Source organism: Flavobacterium fryxellicola, assembly GCF_900143245.1.
Taxonomy (GTDB): Bacteria; Bacteroidota; Bacteroidia; order Flavobacteriales; family Flavobacteriaceae; genus Flavobacterium; species Flavobacterium fryxellicola.
The window spans coordinates 1-16,489 of sequence record NZ_FRDK01000014.1 but is presented as its reverse complement, the minus strand read 5'-3'; the positions used below and the strand labels follow the sequence as shown (position 1 = coordinate 16,489).

Below are 16,489 nucleotides of genomic sequence, written 5' to 3'. Positions count from 1 at the left end.
TTACACAAAATTAAAATTTAGTTTTATTTTTATAATAGTGTAACATAGTCCCAAATAACACCTCATTATTATAAAGTACAACAAACTATTTGAGTTTAACCCATCAAAATATCGAAGAATTGATTTTGCTTTGCAAGCAAAAAAATCATAAAGCACAGAGCGAATTTTATCATCGGTAGGCAAAGGCGATGTATAATGTTACGTATCGCATTGTTAAAGATGCCCATTGTGCAGAAGATGTTATGCAAGATGATTTTCTGAAGGCAGTCACGAAGATAAACGGTTACAAGCAGGAAGTTTCTTTTGGCGCTTTGCTAAAGCGAATTGTCATAAACTCTAGTATAGATTTTTATAAATAAAATAATCAATTCAAAACAGAAGATTTTGACACTACACTTTATAAAATTAAGGAAGCGAAAACTGGTATCTCAGATAATTGTACTTTCGAAGAATTGAAAGTGAAACAAATCAAATTTTGCTTTTGATTTTAATATTATGTTAAAATATGCTAACTTTAAGCATTACAATGACTTAGAACTATACTCCAATGAAGAAGTTTTAAACTCAAAGAATTAGAGCGGTTATTATAAAAAGAGAGGACTAATTAATATAGTCGTACTCTCAGATTATGGTACTGTATCAGTAGCAAAAAACAAATTTACCAATTAACCAATTAACCAATTAACCAACAAAATTATGAAAAATTCAATTCAATTAGTTGTCACTTGTGCCCTATTATTAACAGCTGTGACTCATGGACAATGGTCGTCAAGCGCAAAATTTAAAGGAAATGGAAAAGTAATTTCTCAAACGAGAACAACTGCTTCTTATGATGCAATTGTAGTTACAGGTTTTTTTGATGTAGAGTTAGTATCAGGAAAAGAAGGAGGTATAACGGTAAAAGGAGAAGAAAATTTATTGCCTATGATCAAAGTTGAAGTTATAGATCAGCAATTAAAAATATACACCCAAAAAAACACATACATCAGCACCAGCAAAGGCAAACAAATAGTTATTACTGTACCGGTAGAAAGTATTAATATGATTTTTTTAACCGGTTCTGGAGCTATCGCCTCTAAAAACCGCATCCAATCAAATTCATTTTCGGCTAAATTAATTGGGTCGGGTGACATGAAATTAGAAGTAGAATCAAATGATATTGAGGTTAATTTAAGCGGTTCTGGAGACCTACAGCTAACCGGAATTACAAAAAATTTAACTAGTAATCTAAATGGTTCAGGCGACATAGACGCTACCAATTTAAAAGCTAAAAATGTAAATGCAATTGTTTCCGGATCTGGAGACACCTCTGTTTTCTGTTCAGTAAGTATCTATGCTAGAGTTTCAGGTTCAGGTGCTATTGAATATGCTGGCAATCCAACGAAAAAAGATACTAAAGTTAGTGGTTCAGGAGCTATTTCAAAGTCCTAATTCTGCTTCAATTGTTTTATTAATCAGGTTTTTATGGATTTAAAACCCCCTTTTTTCGGAACTCTATTCAATAAAACTACAGCTAAAACAAAAAATAATGCCAAAAATACAATTGCTAAACGAGGGCTTCCCGTGATTTGGTCAATTATCCCATAAACAAGCATTCCTATTACAATTCCTATTTTTTCAGCAACATCATAAAAACTAAAAAAAGAAGCGGTATCGTCTGTTTTAGGTAATAATTTTGAATAAGTTGAACGGGATAATGATTGAATCCCTCCCATTACGAGCCCAACTAAACCTGCCATGATGTAGAATTCTATTGGCTTGGTAATAAAATAGGCGCCGGCGCAAAGTATAACCCAAAAACAATTTATACCAATCAAAGTAGGAATATTTCCAAATTTTGCTGAAGCTCTTGACGTTAAAACAGCTCCTAAAACGGCTACTAATTGGATTAATAAAATACAAATAATTAGGCCGACAGTACCTTCCTCCTCAGAAGACCAATTTATTTCCTGAGCCCCAAAATAGGTCGCTACTAACATTAAAGTTTGTACCGCCATGCTAGAAACAAAAAAACTTCCTAAATAGCGCTTTAATGGAATATTTACATTTAATAAAAACCATACTTTTTTCAATTCTTTAAAGCCATTGAAAACAACATGATGCGTTACCTTACGGTCAGCATTTTTATTTCCCTTTGGTAAAAAATAATAGGAATATTGACTAAACACGATCCACCACACTCCTACCATTACAAAGGAATAGCGCATCGCTTTCATTGCAGCTTCTCCATCTGTTCCTGTAATTCCAAAAATTTTTGGTTTCATTATCATCGCTAAATTGAAAATTAATAAAATAACACTTCCAATATATCCCAACGAATATCCTTTCGCACTAATTTTATCTTGCTGCTCTACAAAAGCAATATCTGGCAAATAAGAATTATAAAAAACTAAACTGCCCCAATATCCAATCAATCCAAAAAAATAAAACACTAATCCAATGTAGATATTTTCTAGATTAAACCAATACAATCCCATGCAGGATAGTGCTCCTACATAACAAAAGAATTTCATAAATGCTTTTTTGTTCCCTACGTAATCTGCTATTCCCGATAATAACGGAGAGATAAAAGCAACTACTAAAAATGCTGTCGCTGTAACAAAACTAATCAAAGCTGAATTTTTCAAACTAAAACCAAAAATTGTAATATAATGATTCCCCTCTGAAAACAAAGCTTCATAAAAAATTGGAAAAACTGCTGACGCAATTGTAAGTGTATAAACGGAATTCGCCCAATCATAGAAAGCCCATGCATTCAATAATTTTTTACTCCCTTTTGGTAAATCTGCCATGTTACATTTTTTGTGACGCGAATTTATTTAATTTATATTTAAAAAATCTGAAAATGTGTTTTTTTGATAGTAACAAATTGCTTCTGTATTTTACTTGATACAAAAGTACTTTGAACTCATCTAAAACTATGTTTTGTATTATTTTACAAAAGGTTTTTCTAGAAAAAGGGCTACTCTCGTTTGAGAATAGCCCTTTAAATCTTTTATAACTAAAAATTATAATTTTAACATTTTATCTTCTCATCACTCCAACTTTAGCAGCTAAAGCTTTAGCTTCTGGAATCAAAGCTTTTAAATTAGCTATTCTAGTCGCATCAGAGGGGTGCGTACTCATAAATTCTGGTGGTGCCTGTCCTGCTGATTGAGCCGACATTCTTTGCCAAAAAACAATAGATTCATCAGGATTGTATCCTGCAATTGCCATTAAAGTAAGTCCAATTTTGTCAGCCTCAGTTTCGTGGTTTCTACTAAAAGGGAGCATTACACCAAACTGAGAACCCAATCCATAAGCTTGGCCCCATATTTGTTGGGTTTGTTCACTTTTACCTCCAGTTGCTACTGCGACTCCTACAGCGCCTAATTGTTGCAATTGAGAAGCACTCATACGTTGCGCCCCATGATTTGCTAAGGCATGAGAAACTTCATGTCCCATTACAGTTGCTAAACCAGCATCATCTTTTGTAATAGGTAAGATTCCTGAGTAAACCACAATTTTCCCTCCTGGCATACACCAAGCATTCACTTCTTTATTATCAATAAGTTTATATTCCCATCGGTAATCTTTCAAGTATTGTGATTGACCTAAATAGGTCAAATATTTCTCAGCAGCAGCTTTAATTCTCAGCCCTACCGCTTCTACTTTTCTAGCATCTGCGGTTCCAGTTATCACTTTGTTTTCCTTTAAAAAAGTACCGTATTGTTGAAAAGATGTTGGAAACAACTCACTATTAGAAACAAAATTTAGACTTTTTTTTCCTGTAAGAGGATTAGTTGCACAAGAATAAATCATACCTGCTGCAAGAATCCCTATAAATAAATGCTTTTTCATAATTTTATATTTTAAGTATTATACAAAAATACACGTTTTATAAACTTTTAAATTTACATAATTAAATATAAAAGTTTCAAATTTATTGTTATTCCCCAGTAATATGCAACGACGTAAACTCCTTATCAACAATCAAATAGCCTTCTCTTTCTAAAGTATTTCTATCAAAAGAAACTTCAACATTATCAATTTCAATAGTATTTACTTTAAATGGCAGTCCAATAAGATTTATTTTGTACTTAGAATAATTAGTATCATATTTCCCTTCTTTATGTAACTGAATAATTAGTTCTTTTTCTTTACCTGTTGTTTGAAAAGATAAAAAACTATACCTTCCTTTTTTGTAATCGTAGCCATCTTGGGCGTCTTCATAAACTACTGACTTTTCTTTACCTGCTTTGTAATAAATATCCAATGTCAATTCATCAAAATCAAGTTCCCCTACGTATTGTTGTACAGGATATTTAGGAATTATAGCACCTGCTTTCACAAAAAGTGGGATTTGGTCAAACTTCGTGTCTACCCATATTTCTTTTCCACCTTTAACTTCCTCATTTGTCCAATAATTATACCACGAGCCTCTTGGGATATACATTCTTCTTCCTACAGAATTGGGTTCTAAAATAGGACAAACTAATATCTGATTTCCAAAAACAAATTCGTCATTTCTATAATGTGTTTGAATATCATCTTGATCATAATACACCAAGGGTTTCAGCATTGGAATTCCTTCTTCAATGTATTGCCAGAACATGGTATATAAATAAGGCAATAATTGATATCGTAAATTTACGAATTTTCTAGTAATATTAATTACTTCATCGTCGAATGCCCATGGCTCCTGGTCCCCGTGATCGCCAGAAGAGTGTGTTCTACAAAAAGGATGAAATACACCCAATTGAATCCAGCGCGCATATAATTCTCCAGAAGGTTGTTCTGCAAATCCTCCAATATCAGATCCTGTGAAACCCATTCCTGAAATTGACATACGTTGCACTTGAATATTTGCTATCCATAAATGTTCCCAAGTGGCCACATTATCACCTGTCCATGAAGACGTGTAACGTTGCGCACCCGCATATGCCGATCTCGTAATTACAAAAGGTCTTTTAGGATAGGCAAATCTTTTCACACCGTGATAGGTCGCTCTAGCCATTTGAGTTCCATAAATGTTGTGTGCTTTTCTATGACTGCAGGGATTTCCATCGTAATCGTGGCGCACATCCATAGGGAATGTTTTATTTGGCACCTCCATTACTGCAGGTTCATTCATGTCATTCCACACCCCTTTTACCCCAATCTCCGAAATTAATTCTTTGAATAATCCTGCCCACCATTCTCGTACCGCTGGATTTGTATAATCTGGAAAATTACATTCTCCAGGCCATACTTTTCCTTTCATGTAAGGACCATCGGCCCGTTTACAGAAAAAATCTTTTTCTAAAGCTTCTTTATAAATAGCGTATTCTTTGTCAATTTTTATACCTGGATCTATAATAACCACCGTTTTGAAACCATCTTCAGCTAGTTCAGCTACCATTCGTTTAGGGTCGGGAAAATAATCTTTGTTCCAAGTAAAACAGCGAAACCCTTCCATATAGTCAATATCTAAATAAAGCGCATCACACGGTATTTTTAATTGCCTGAATTTTGCTGCAACTTCCTTTAAATTACTTTCTGGATAATAACTCCATTTGCATTGGTGGTAGCCAAGTGCCCATAGCGGTGGTAATTCCGGTTTACCGGTCAAATCTGTATAGGTTGTAACAACGTCTTGCATTTGCGGTCCGTAAATGAAATAGTAATTCATTTCGCCTCCTTCAGCCCAAAAACTGGTAACGTTTCTTCTTTCATGACAAAAGTCAAAATAGGTTCTGAACGTATTATCAAAGAAAATACCGTAGGATTTTTTATTTTGCAGGCCAATATAAAAAGGTACAACTTTGTATAATGGCTCTTGGTCCTTTTGAAATGCATATTGATCTGTAGCAAAATTCTCCAGTCTTTTTCCTTTCAAGTTTAACTGGGTCGCTTTATCGCCAAGTCCGTAAAAACATTCCCCATCTTTAGAAGCTTTACTCATTTTTACGATGTTTCCACCGTATTCATAACTTTCCTCCCAATGAAAACCCAATTCATCTTCTAAAATAATATTTTCATCCAAATCATAAATAGAAAGTCTCATATCTATTTTTTGAATTCGGCATTGTACTTTACTAGTTTTAATTTGATAATAATCTTCTACCTCAGAAACTTCTAAAAAATTATAGCCATGAGAATGACTTTTATCAACTGCATACGAAAAATCGTTGCTAAAATACCCCTTGGTCGTAAATCTAAATCGGATTAAACTATCCCTTAATACCGTTACTTTTAATATAACACTGTTATCAGTATGAAAACATATTGAATCTACTTCATGTTCAAAAGCAATTATCTTAGTAGGATATAAATCTCCTTTGTATTCTAATTCTGTATTTGTGATCATTTTTATGGTATTAATTTTAATCTTTTTCTAAGTCTCAAAATTACAAAATTACTTTGTAAACAGTTATATATGCGAGGTTTATTAGCGAAAACGTTGTAGTTGTTTGACAACGGGAGTTAGGAATTAGGAGCGATTTTTATGTAATTTAACAAGCAAATTTAAATACATAGAGGGCTGGGATATGAGCTTCATTTTTCCGTTTTATTTATGGCAATTGGCTGTTATATTCATTTACAAATATAAATTTCCATTCTGACATTATATTTTTTACAGTAAAGTTTACAAGAATTCTTTTTGGCTCTTTTGCGATTTTCATTTGACTAATTAGGTTTGCTTTGATTTAGAATTATCTCTTGAACGGCTTTTAATTCCAGCATAATAAAATCTTCCACAAACAAATTGCCTCTCAAAACAGCTATTAAATTTAAATTTTTATTACTAAAATCAAATACAGCTTCAGGAGAAAAATTAATATTTCTCCATTTAATTCGTGGGCCAAACATTTATGATAAATGCTTTCTATTAAACCAAGTCCAAGATTCTAGTGAACTTCAATATGCCTCTTTATCTCTAAACGTCATTGTTAGAAAAATAAGCTTCGATTTATCTGTAAACCTCTTCGTTTTATGAAATTTTAAATACAGAAACACTCAAAGGAGGTAAAAGCAGCTCAGCTGAATAATCTCTTCCGTCATAAGGCATAGCTTCAATTATTATTTTTTTAGAATTAGAAACTCCACTACCTCCATAATTTTCTGCATCGCTGTTAAAAATTTCTATTAGTTTTCCTTTCTTGGGTAAACCAATTCGGTAATTAGGACGCACAACTTGAGTAAAATTGCACACTACAATGACAGCATCTTTTGGTTCATTCCCTTTTCGGATGAAAGACATTACAGCATTTTGATGATCTGAATAATTGATCCATTCAAAACCTTCAGGACTGAACTGCTTTTCGTGTAATGCAGGCTGCGTTTTGTACAGTTTATTCAAGTCCGTAATCAATTTTTTCACTCCCTCATGATACGGATATTGCAATAAGTGCCAATCCAGACTTCCTTCAAAATTCCATTCGCTGCTTTGCCCAAATTCGCAACCCATAAATAATAATTTTGTTCCAGGATGCATAAACATATAACCGTATAATAATCTTAGATTTGCAAATTTTTGCCATTCGTCTCCTGGCATTCTTCCTGCAATTGATTTTTTACCATATACTACCTCGTCATGTGAAAGTGGCAACATGAAATTTTCAGAAAATGTGTAGGTCATCGAGAAAGTCAAGTCATTTTGATGGTATTTTCTGTAAACTGTGTCTTTTTGAAAATATTCTAAAGTATCGTGCATCCAACCCATCATCCATTTCATACCAAATCCTAATCCGCCAACAGATGTTGGTCTGGAAACCATAGGAAAAGAAGTACTTTCTTCGGCAATAGTTTGAACGCCTTCAAAATTAGAATAAACAGCTTCATTAAATTCTTTCAAGAAACTTATGGTATCCAGATTTTCTCTGCCGCCGTAAATATTAGGTTCCCACTCGCCTTCTTCTCTCGAATAGTCTAAGTACAGCATTGAAGCAACGGCATCGACACGCAGTCCATCCGCATGGTAATGGTGCAACCAAAACAATGCATTGCTAATTAAGAATGAACGAACTTCATTTCGTCCATAATTAAAAACTAAGCTTTTCCAGTCTGGATGATAGCCTTTTCTACGATCTGGATGTTCAAAAAGATTGGACCCATCAAAAAATCCTAGACCATGTGCGTCATCTGGAAAATGAGAAGGAACCCAATCCAGTATCACTCCAATTCCTGCTTCATGCAATTTATCAACCAAGAGCATAAATTCTTGTGGGTTTCCAAAACGAGAAGTTGGCGCAAAATAACCCACTAATTGATATCCCCAAGACGGATCATAAGGATATTCCATTATGGGCATAAACTCCACGTGAGTAAAGCCCGTTTCTTTTATATAATTTACCAAATCTTCGGCAAATTCTAAATACGTCAAAAATCGATTATCCTCAGCATGACGTTTCCAAGAACCTAAATGAACTTCATAAACGGAATAAGGTTTGTCTAGACCATTATGGTTTTGACGCGTTTCCATCCAAGCCGTATCCTTCCATTGGTACTCTAAATCCCAAACTACTGATGCCGTATGAGGTGGCTTTTCACAATAAAAAGCAAACGGATCTGCCTTCTCTGTAATCGCTCCACCATTATTAGATTGTATACTATATTTATAGGTTGTACCTTTTGATATAGTTGGAATAAATCCTTCCCAAATTCCAGAAGAATCCCAACGAACTTGCAACAGATGTTCTCCTTTTGTCCAAAAATTGAAATCCCCGACAACAGAAACGGAATGCGCCGTAGGAGCCCAAACCGCAAAGTATACTCCCTCGACGTTATCAACCGTTACAAGATGTGCTCCTAATTTTTCGTAAAGACGGAAATGTTTTCCTGCTTTAAACAAATCAATGTCAAAATCGGTAAAAAGGGAATGCGAGATAACTTTACTCATATAGCAATTTTATGCTTCTACTTTAAATAAAGCAGAATATTAATTTAAGAAAAAAAGTTTTAATTTACTTTATAGTATAATTATCTGGTATTATTGCTCCTTTTTTGATAACAACAATTCCATCTTTTATGGCATACAATTCATTCGAGAAATCTTCTAAATGACTACCTCCACTAATATAAACATCATTGCCAATTCTGCAATTTTTATCTACGAGCGCATTATTTATAAAACATCTTTCTCCAATACCTACTAGTTGCCGTCCATTTTTAAGATCTTCATTCATATCATCTATGTTCTGATAGAAGTCATTACCCATGATGTAACAATTTTGAATAATGGTTCCATCTCCTACTCTCGCGCGAATTCCTATTACAGAATGATTTATTTCTTTGGCATTCAGAATACAACCTTCGGAAATTAATGATTTATCGACAATAGTTTTTTGAAATTTTGAAGGAGGTAATAATCTTGGCCTAGTAAAAATTTTATTTTCGTTATCAAATAAATTAAATTTTGGTAAGTCTTCTGTAAGTCCAATATTCGCTTCAAAAAAGGAATCAATGTTACCAATATCAGTCCAATATCCTTCGTATTGATAACTTAATATTTTTTTATGTCCAACAGCCTGAGGAATAATTTCTTTACCAAAATCTTTGGTGTCTTTATTGGACATAATATCCACTAACAATTTTTTGTTGAAGATGTAGATACCCATGGAAGCTAAATAATGTTTTCCTTCACTCTTCATTTGTTCACTTACATCAGACTCCCAATCGGGTAACAATTCTTTAGCTGGTTTTTCGATAAAGGATTCAATACAACTTTCGGAGTTTGTTTTTAGTATTCCAAATTCAGGGGCATCTTTAGCATTAACGGGCAAAGTCGCAATGGTAATATCTGCTTCCCGTTTGATGTGCTCTTCTACCATGTCATTAAAATCCATTTGATACAACTGATCCCCAGAAAGAATCAAAGCATAATCAAAATCATGGTTCAAAAAATGGGGCATACATTGTCTCACAGCATCAGCTGTACCTTGAAACCAAGTTGGATTGTCAGGAGTTTGTTCTGCCGCAAGAATATCAACAAAGGCGTGGCTAAAAATACTAAAGTTATAGGTGTTTTTTATGTGAGCATTTAGTGAGGCAGAATTAAATTGTGTTAAGACAAACATTCGGTAGATATCTGAATTCATACAATTTGATATCGGAATATCAACCAGTCTATATTTTCCTCCTATTGGCACAGCCGGTTTAGACCTTGATTCAGTCAACGGATATAACCTGGAACCTTGTCCTCCACCTAAAATAATTGCAATTACATTTTTCTTCTTAGCTTTCATTTCTTGTTAATTATTAGTTTGTACATTTCTATATATTCTTGACAAACACGTTCCCAAGAATGGTCCGTGTTCATTCCTATTTTTCTGATTTTATTCAAGTGATGTTTATCATCATATAAATATATTGCCCTTTGAATCGAATAACATATATCTCCCACACTTGCCTGATCATGGCAAATACCATTTCCATCATCACCAAAATCTACTATCGTATCTTTTAAACCTCCTGTTCTTCTAACAATAGGAATAGTGCCATACCTAAGTGAATACATTTGGTTCAAACCACAAGGTTCTACTCGGGAAGGCATTAATAAAAAATCAGAACCGGCATAAATCAAGTGTGCTAATTCTTCATTGTATCCAATGAATGTATTGTAAAATCCTTTATAATCTGGTAATAAACTATTCAGTTGGTTTTCAATCGTTGTGTTTCCAGACCCTAAAATCAAGATATTAATTTGTTGAAAATTCTCAGATAATGCTAACGCTGCAGCATGTGGTAATAAATCTCCTCCTTTTTCTTCTAACAATCTTCCAATAAAACTAAAAAGAGGCTTTGTGGGATCTAAATTAAAAAGGCTGCACAATTTTTCTTTATTTTCTTGTTTCCCTTTTTCAAAATTTTTAATAGAATAGTTTTTTTCAAGCATACGATCAGTGTCGGGATCCCACACCTCAATATCGATTCCATTTAAAATTCCTTTGGATTTGTAACGAACTAAATTGAGTAAGGATTCTAAACCGTTAGCTGAATAATTGATTTCATTCAGATAATTAGGCGAAACCGTAGTCACAGCCCAAGCACACTTTATAGCTACAGCTAATGAATTAATACAATTATCCCATTCTAAAACATTCACATGCGCCAAATCAAATTCAGGCAAATATTTTAATTTATCAAAACCAAACTGTCCTTGATACAAGCCATTATGAATCGTAATCATTGATGGTATATTGTGTATTTTTTCGTACTTATTACAATACAACATCATAAAAGGAATCAAACCGGTATGATGATCATGACAATTAATGACATCCGGAACATCTTCTCTTCCTATAATCCAGTCTAAAGTGGCAATTTGAAAAGACAAGAAACGTTCGATATCGTCTTGATAACCGTAAACCTCTTTCCTGTTAAATAATTCTGGAATTTCAACCAGATACAATTCAAATCCTAATTTATTTGTTTTTTCTTTGAGGATATTAAACGGAAAATTAAAATTACCCAACGTTACATGTCCCCAATGAACACATTCAAAATGATTTTCTTTTTTGAATTTGGTATCATAACAAGGCATCACTACTCGTACTGCATTGCCTGCATTATTTTGATATTTTGGTAATGCGCCAACTACATCAGCTAAACCGCCAACTTTTGCAACAGGGTAACACTCTGCACTAATATGAAATATTTCCATGTATGAAATTTTGCTTTATTTATTGTTAGAAAGAAAGAAGCTTCAATGACTTTATTTTTTAGTATTTCCTAGAAGTACTAAATCTGTTTTTATGTTAATACCAACTAAAACCTTTTAAAAAATACTACATTTATGTTTTTCTAAATTTAGTGAAAAAATTATAAAATAGTAACCCGCTTGAAAATTTATCATAATGACAAAAAAAAGTTCTATTCATACACAATCTTTGAAAATTCCTAAGAGTATTTTATTAACCAGTAAATTAATCTCTTTTATCTCGCCAAAACTGATTACTTTATTTGCCGCTAAATTGTTTACTACTCCTATAAAACACAAAATTCCAAAAAGAGAATTGGAAATGGATTGCACGAGCATCCAAAAACTGATTTCCATTCCTGCAATTAACAAAGAAGTAGTTGTATACAAATATGGCAAAAGTGAAAAGAAGATTTTGCTAGTCCACGGCTGGTCCGGACGCGGAACACAGTTGTTCAAAATAGCCGATGAACTTCTAAATAATGGTTATTCCACTATAAGTTTTGATGCTCCAGCACATGGAAAATCTCCTGGAAAAACTACTATTATGGTCGATTTTATTGCTACAATTTTAGAAATTGAAAAGCAATTTGGTCCCTTTGATGTGGCCATTGGTCATTCTTTGGGAGGAATGTCTGTTTTGAATGCCATAAAACAAGGATTATCAGTACAATATGCCGTAGTAATTGGCAGCGGTGATATTGTAGAAGATATTATAGATGATTTTATAGCTAAACTACAATTGAAAGCAAAAGTAAGCACCCATTTACGATTGCATTTCGAAAAAAAATATAGAGAAAAAATGAATGATTATTCTGCTTTTCTAGCAGCAAAAGAAACCAGTATTCCCGTACTGGTAATCCATGACAATGATGATCCAGAAGTTCCTGTAAAAGCAGGAAAACATATTTATGAACATCTTAGAAATGGAGAGTTGCTATTAACAGACGGATTAGGACACCGAAAAATTCTTGGTAATCCTAAAGTAATAGAAAGAATAGTTCAATTCATCAAAAACAAATAACTAAATTGCAATGAGCTAAATGCTGTTTTAATGTAAACAGCTAAACAGTAAAATACAAAATAATAATTTTTTAAAAAAGTAGTACATCATGAAATATCCTATAGAAAAAACCGAACAGGAATGGAAAGAACAATTAGGTGAAGAACGATATAGAATCCTGCGTCAAAAAGGAACTGAATATCCGCACACCGGGGCATACAATTTGAATTATGAAAAAGGCACCTACTGTTGTGGCGCCTGCGGCGAGCCATTATTTGAAAGTAATTCTAAATTTGATGCACATTGTGGTTGGCCTTCATTTGATGAATCCATACCTGGAAAAGTACAGTACATTTCGGATGTGACACACGGAATGAAACGCACTGAAATCCTATGCGCTAATTGCGGAAGTCATCTCGGACATGTGTTTGATGATGGCCCTACGAAAACTGGTCAACGCTATTGCGTTAATTCTTTATCAGTCGACTTTAAAGAATAGTACAAAGGATTAATTTATCAATTTTCATAATGTTCAACAATTAACTCTTAACTTGGTTTAAAGGTCAAATTTAATAACAGAGGCAAAGCTGTAAACCATTTGATGCATTTGCCGATAAAAAATTTAAGGTAAAATTGGACTGGTTATTTCTTTATAGCCCAAAGTATTTGGCATATTATTGCCTACAGATGAAACTTGATTAGTACAAAAATTGGTCAATATCATAAAAAGAGCAAAAAGTGAATCACTTTTTGCTCTTTTACCTCTTTTTAAATAAGAATTAATTACAGAAAAGAAGCTTTAAGCTCTGGTTTAACACGTTTTTTTGACGCTTGTTCGTAAGCATAACCCAAACCTATTAATTCGCCTTCCTTATAAGGAGTTCCAAAAAAAGACAATCCAACAGGTAACTCATAAACTTGTCCACAAGGTACTGTAATATGTGGGAAGCCACTTATTGCTGCTGGAGAGGTTAAGGAATATCCACCCCAACGATCCCCGTAAATCACATCAATACTGCAAGCTGGCCCCATCGTAATTCCGGTTATAGCATCCAACTTATTTTCTTCAAAAACAGCGCCCAAAATACGTTTACTTCCCTCAAAACTTAGATTAAGTGCCTCTAAGTATTTTGTATCTGCCAACCCTTTTTTGGCATTTGAACTCTCCAATGTCTCTTGTTTAAAGTAAGGCATTGCTTTATCTTCATTCTTAATATTAAAATCAATAACCTCTTTTAAATTTTTAACTTTTGCATTGGCTATAGCCAAATAACTATTCAATCCATCTTTAAATTCATATTGTAAAACTTCAAATTCAGCTTCTCCAAAAGCATTAATTTTTTCTATATAATCAATTTCAACAATGACTGCACCTTGCTGTTTTAGCACGCTGATAGCATTATCTAAAAGTGCATTTATATATTTATTATTACCTTGTGGTTTTTTCTCTACACCAATACGTTTCCCTTTTAAAGCATTTACATCTAAAAATAGTGTATAATCCTTATGATTTTTTCCTTTGCTTTCAAGAGTTATAGCATCATCTTGGTCAATAGCCACAATGGCTCCAAGCAAAATAGCTGCATCAGATACTGTCCTTGCCATTGGACCTGCGGTATCTTGTGTTTTTGAAATTGGGATAATTCCCGATCGACTTACTAAACCAACAGTTGGCTTAATACCAACAATTCCATTAACCGAAGCGGGACAAACAATAGAGCCATCCGTTTCTGTTCCTATCGCTACCACGCAAAGATTAGCTGACACTGCAGCACCTGAGCCCGCACTAGAACCACAGGGGTTATGATCTAAAATAAAAGGATTTTTAGTTTGACCACCCCTACTACTCCATCCTGAACTGGATTGCGTAGAACGAAAATTAGCCCATTCACTCAAATTTGTTTTGCCGATAATAACAGCTCCTGCCTCTCTGAGTTTTCTAACTACAAAAGCATCTTTTGACGCAATATTACCAACCATTGCAAGAGATCCTGCTGTAGTTTGCATTTTATCAGCGGTGTCTATATTGTCTTTTATTAAAACTGGAATGCCATGTAAAGGACCTCTGCTTTTGCCTGCTTTGCTCTCCTTATCCATTGCAACAGCAATGGCAATGGCATCAGGATTAATTTCGATAACTGAATTCAATTGAGCACCATTTTTATCAACAGCTTCAATACGTTTTAAATACAATTGTACTAATTGCTCCGAAGTGTATTTTCCAGAAGCTAATTTCTCTCCCAGACTAGCAATAGTTTCTTCTTCCAGTTCAAAGTTAGTATCAATAACGTTAGCGGGTACCAAATCTTGGTCTTTTTTGGTACTTGATGTACAACCTGTAATTAAAAGTGAGGTAAGACCTGCAGACGCTAAAGTTGCAGTGGTTAAAAAAGATCTTCTTTTCATAAATAAAGTGGTTTGTTTTGGTAAAATAGCTTCCCACTAAAGTACTTTATATAAATGAATTTATCTACTATGTTACTAAATTATTATTAAGTCGCTACAAATAATGAACAAAGAGGATTTATCTAGAAATATAATTTATGGTAACAGGTAAGTTGAAACACACATTTGCATAAATCTTACTAATAAATCATCTTAAAAGGAAACATTTAAAACCATTTTACAATCCGTTCAATGCCATCATCCGCTTTTTTTAAATTTGTTAAAGCTAATTTCAAGTCTATGCCGTGGGTAACAATATTGTCATTGTTACGCAACCAATCTTCGGTTTTTTTCTTTCCTTTAGATTTAATAATAGCGGTAAGTGTAACGGCGACATTTTCCACACAGTTGACGACTAAAGCGATTTGTTCATCTGTTAAGATAGATTTATACCTCGTGTGAATTTCTTCTGATGATCGAATGTGCTCGTAGTCGTAAGCATCACCGCCTAATAGTTCCTTTCCTGTGTAAGCATCATAATAATGTGCCTGGCTCAATCCCTTAGATTTTCCACTTACTGCAGCCGTTACGTGCATGGCTGCTTTTACTCGGTCAAAAACTCGGTCAATTTCTACTCTGCTATACGGTCGATTTTGCTCTAACATAGATTTTAAATTTAGTATGGCTACTATTAAAAAACTGACAAAGTTGAAGTCAAATTGTAAAATAGGACGTGTCTGATTTTTTATTTCTTTAAATGATTAGTCAAACATATAACTAATAGAAAAAGCTTCTTTACGGAATACCGTAGAGAAGCTATTAAATTTAAAAAAGAACTATAATAACTGCATAAACAAGTTGTTGCTATTCAACAAAAAACACCGAAAATCTACTTTGCATTCCAATTCAAGATATACCATTACAAGATCAAAAAATCGCGTTTGCATTTCAGATAATGTTATGCGATTTTTATTTAGTTTTATGGTAAAATTGCCATATTGGCTATTTATAAAAAAAAGGATGTAACCTAGAAATGCTTAGAACTAATTTATACAAACAAGATGTCTATTTTAATAATTCAAAACCACTGAACATCAAGTCCAAAGTTTATTAGAAATTATGGAATTAAGAGAAATCATTATGTTAAGGTTGATGAAATTCAGCAATCGGGAAATCTCCTAAGAACTAGGTGTTCATCACAACACGATTAAAAATTACGTCCATTTATTAAAGGAAAGTAGTTTTGAATAACAGGAGTTGTTGGATTTGGATTATTGCTCGCTACATAATTTATTCCACTTTTGCGATACAATTGACATTAACCGATATAAGAAATCATCTAAAAACGGATCAATCCTAAAAGTTGGGGAGGAATTGAAGATTTCTTAACTTAGCTGCCAAAATAACAAGCTTTGGAAAATTACATAGATCTCTTAAAACTT

At 33.5% G+C, this 16,489-nt stretch carries 12 protein-coding genes and 1 pseudogene; 4 read left to right on the top strand and 9 right to left on the bottom strand.

Annotation, left to right across the window (positions count from 1 at the left end; translation table 11 throughout):
- The first annotated feature begins 188 nt into the window (after window positions 1-188).
- Together BUA03_RS17010 and BUA03_RS15035 are read left to right on the top strand one after the other, a co-directional pair.
- Window positions 189-359 (top strand): RNA polymerase sigma factor, encoded by a 171-nt coding sequence (locus tag BUA03_RS17010; RefSeq protein ID WP_082854339.1) that lies wholly within the window; start codon window positions 189-191, stop codon window positions 357-359.
- A gap of 337 nt (window positions 360-696) precedes the next feature.
- Window positions 697-1,431 carry a head GIN domain-containing protein gene (locus BUA03_RS15035; RefSeq protein ID WP_066080855.1) on the top strand — a complete coding sequence of 245 codons (735 nt, stop codon included), beginning with the start codon at window positions 697-699 and terminating at the stop codon, window positions 1,429-1,431.
- A gap of 23 nt (window positions 1,432-1,454) precedes the next feature.
- On the opposite strand, the gene BUA03_RS15030 is transcribed toward BUA03_RS15035, so the two are convergent.
- The 7 genes and pseudogenes from BUA03_RS15030 to BUA03_RS15000 all read right to left on the bottom strand — a co-directional run bounded on the left by BUA03_RS15030 (window position 1,455) and on the right by BUA03_RS15000 (window position 11,623).
- Window positions 1,455-2,792 (bottom strand): MFS transporter, encoded by a 1,338-nt coding sequence (locus BUA03_RS15030; protein ID WP_066080852.1) that lies wholly within the window; start codon window positions 2,790-2,792, stop codon window positions 1,455-1,457.
- 232 nt (window positions 2,793-3,024) lie between these two features.
- On the bottom strand, window positions 3,025-3,840 hold the full coding sequence (locus tag BUA03_RS15025; RefSeq protein ID WP_066080849.1) for a M48 family metallopeptidase: 816 nt from the start codon (window positions 3,838-3,840) through the stop codon (window positions 3,025-3,027).
- Between the two features lie 88 nt (window positions 3,841-3,928).
- Window positions 3,929-6,328 (bottom strand): glycoside hydrolase family 31 protein, encoded by a 2,400-nt coding sequence (locus BUA03_RS15020; protein ID WP_066080846.1) that lies wholly within the window; start codon window positions 6,326-6,328, stop codon window positions 3,929-3,931.
- 424 nt (window positions 6,329-6,752) lie between these two features.
- A pseudogene (locus BUA03_RS17215) lies at window positions 6,753-6,857 on the bottom strand (hypothetical protein); the annotation flags it as partial.
- A 95-nt stretch (window positions 6,858-6,952) separates the two neighbouring features.
- A complete protein-coding gene (gene glgB / locus BUA03_RS15010; RefSeq protein WP_066080841.1) occupies window positions 6,953-8,860 on the bottom strand; it encodes a 1,4-alpha-glucan branching protein GlgB in 1,908 nt (635 codons plus the stop codon).
- Window positions 8,861-8,924: 64 nt separating this feature from the next.
- Window positions 8,925-10,205 carry a glucose-1-phosphate adenylyltransferase gene (locus BUA03_RS15005; protein ID WP_066080838.1) on the bottom strand — a complete coding sequence of 427 codons (1,281 nt, stop codon included), beginning with the start codon at window positions 10,203-10,205 and terminating at the stop codon, window positions 8,925-8,927.
- On the bottom strand, window positions 10,202-11,623 hold the full coding sequence (locus BUA03_RS15000) for a glycogen synthase (protein WP_066080835.1): 1,422 nt from the start codon (window positions 11,621-11,623) through the stop codon (window positions 10,202-10,204). Before BUA03_RS15000 ends, BUA03_RS15005 begins: the two co-directional genes overlap by 4 nt.
- Before the next feature lie 193 nt (window positions 11,624-11,816).
- On the opposite strand from BUA03_RS15000, the gene BUA03_RS14995 reads away from it, so the two are divergent.
- Window positions 11,817-12,683: an alpha/beta hydrolase gene (locus BUA03_RS14995; protein ID WP_066080832.1), complete on the top strand. Its 867-nt coding sequence runs from the start codon at window positions 11,817-11,819 to the stop codon at window positions 12,681-12,683.
- 88 nt (window positions 12,684-12,771) lie between these two features.
- The gene (gene msrB / locus BUA03_RS14990; RefSeq protein ID WP_066080829.1) at window positions 12,772-13,161 is read left to right on the top strand and encodes a peptide-methionine (R)-S-oxide reductase MsrB; all 390 of its coding nucleotides are present in this window, start codon (window positions 12,772-12,774) and stop codon (window positions 13,159-13,161) included.
- A 284-nt stretch (window positions 13,162-13,445) separates the two neighbouring features.
- Here the strand turns inward: msrB and BUA03_RS14985 are convergent, their stop codons facing one another.
- Window positions 13,446-15,068, bottom strand: a complete 1,623-nt coding sequence (locus BUA03_RS14985) for an amidase (protein ID WP_066080826.1) — start codon at window positions 15,066-15,068, stop codon at window positions 13,446-13,448.
- A gap of 206 nt (window positions 15,069-15,274) precedes the next feature.
- Window positions 15,275-15,712 carry a hypothetical protein gene (locus BUA03_RS14980; protein ID WP_066080822.1) on the bottom strand — a complete coding sequence of 146 codons (438 nt, stop codon included), beginning with the start codon at window positions 15,710-15,712 and terminating at the stop codon, window positions 15,275-15,277.
- Window positions 15,713-16,489 lie beyond the last annotated feature (777 nt).

Excerpts from the sequence above, each read along its gene's own strand:
- BUA03_RS17010 (WP_082854339.1), top strand. The coding sequence starts at position 189 with ATGTATAATGTTACGTATCGCATTGTTAAAGATGCCCATTGTGCAGAA.
- BUA03_RS15035 (WP_066080855.1), top strand. The coding sequence starts at position 697 with ATGAAAAATTCAATTCAATTAGTTGTCACTTGTGCCCTATTATTAACA.
- BUA03_RS15030 (WP_066080852.1), bottom strand. The coding sequence starts at position 2,792 with ATGGCAGATTTACCAAAAGGGAGTAAAAAATTATTGAATGCATGGGCT.
- BUA03_RS15025 (WP_066080849.1), bottom strand. The coding sequence starts at position 3,840 with ATGAAAAAGCATTTATTTATAGGGATTCTTGCAGCAGGTATGATTTAT.
- BUA03_RS15020 (WP_066080846.1), bottom strand. The coding sequence starts at position 6,328 with ATGATCACAAATACAGAATTAGAATACAAAGGAGATTTATATCCTACT.
- glgB (WP_066080841.1), bottom strand. The coding sequence starts at position 8,860 with ATGAGTAAAGTTATCTCGCATTCCCTTTTTACCGATTTTGACATTGAT.
- BUA03_RS15005 (WP_066080838.1), bottom strand. The coding sequence starts at position 10,205 with ATGAAAGCTAAGAAGAAAAATGTAATTGCAATTATTTTAGGTGGAGGA.
- BUA03_RS15000 (WP_066080835.1), bottom strand. The coding sequence starts at position 11,623 with ATGGAAATATTTCATATTAGTGCAGAGTGTTACCCTGTTGCAAAAGTT.
- BUA03_RS14995 (WP_066080832.1), top strand. The coding sequence starts at position 11,817 with ATGACAAAAAAAAGTTCTATTCATACACAATCTTTGAAAATTCCTAAG.
- msrB (WP_066080829.1), top strand. The coding sequence starts at position 12,772 with ATGAAATATCCTATAGAAAAAACCGAACAGGAATGGAAAGAACAATTA.
- BUA03_RS14985 (WP_066080826.1), bottom strand. The coding sequence starts at position 15,068 with ATGAAAAGAAGATCTTTTTTAACCACTGCAACTTTAGCGTCTGCAGGT.
- BUA03_RS14980 (WP_066080822.1), bottom strand. The coding sequence starts at position 15,712 with ATGTTAGAGCAAAATCGACCGTATAGCAGAGTAGAAATTGACCGAGTT.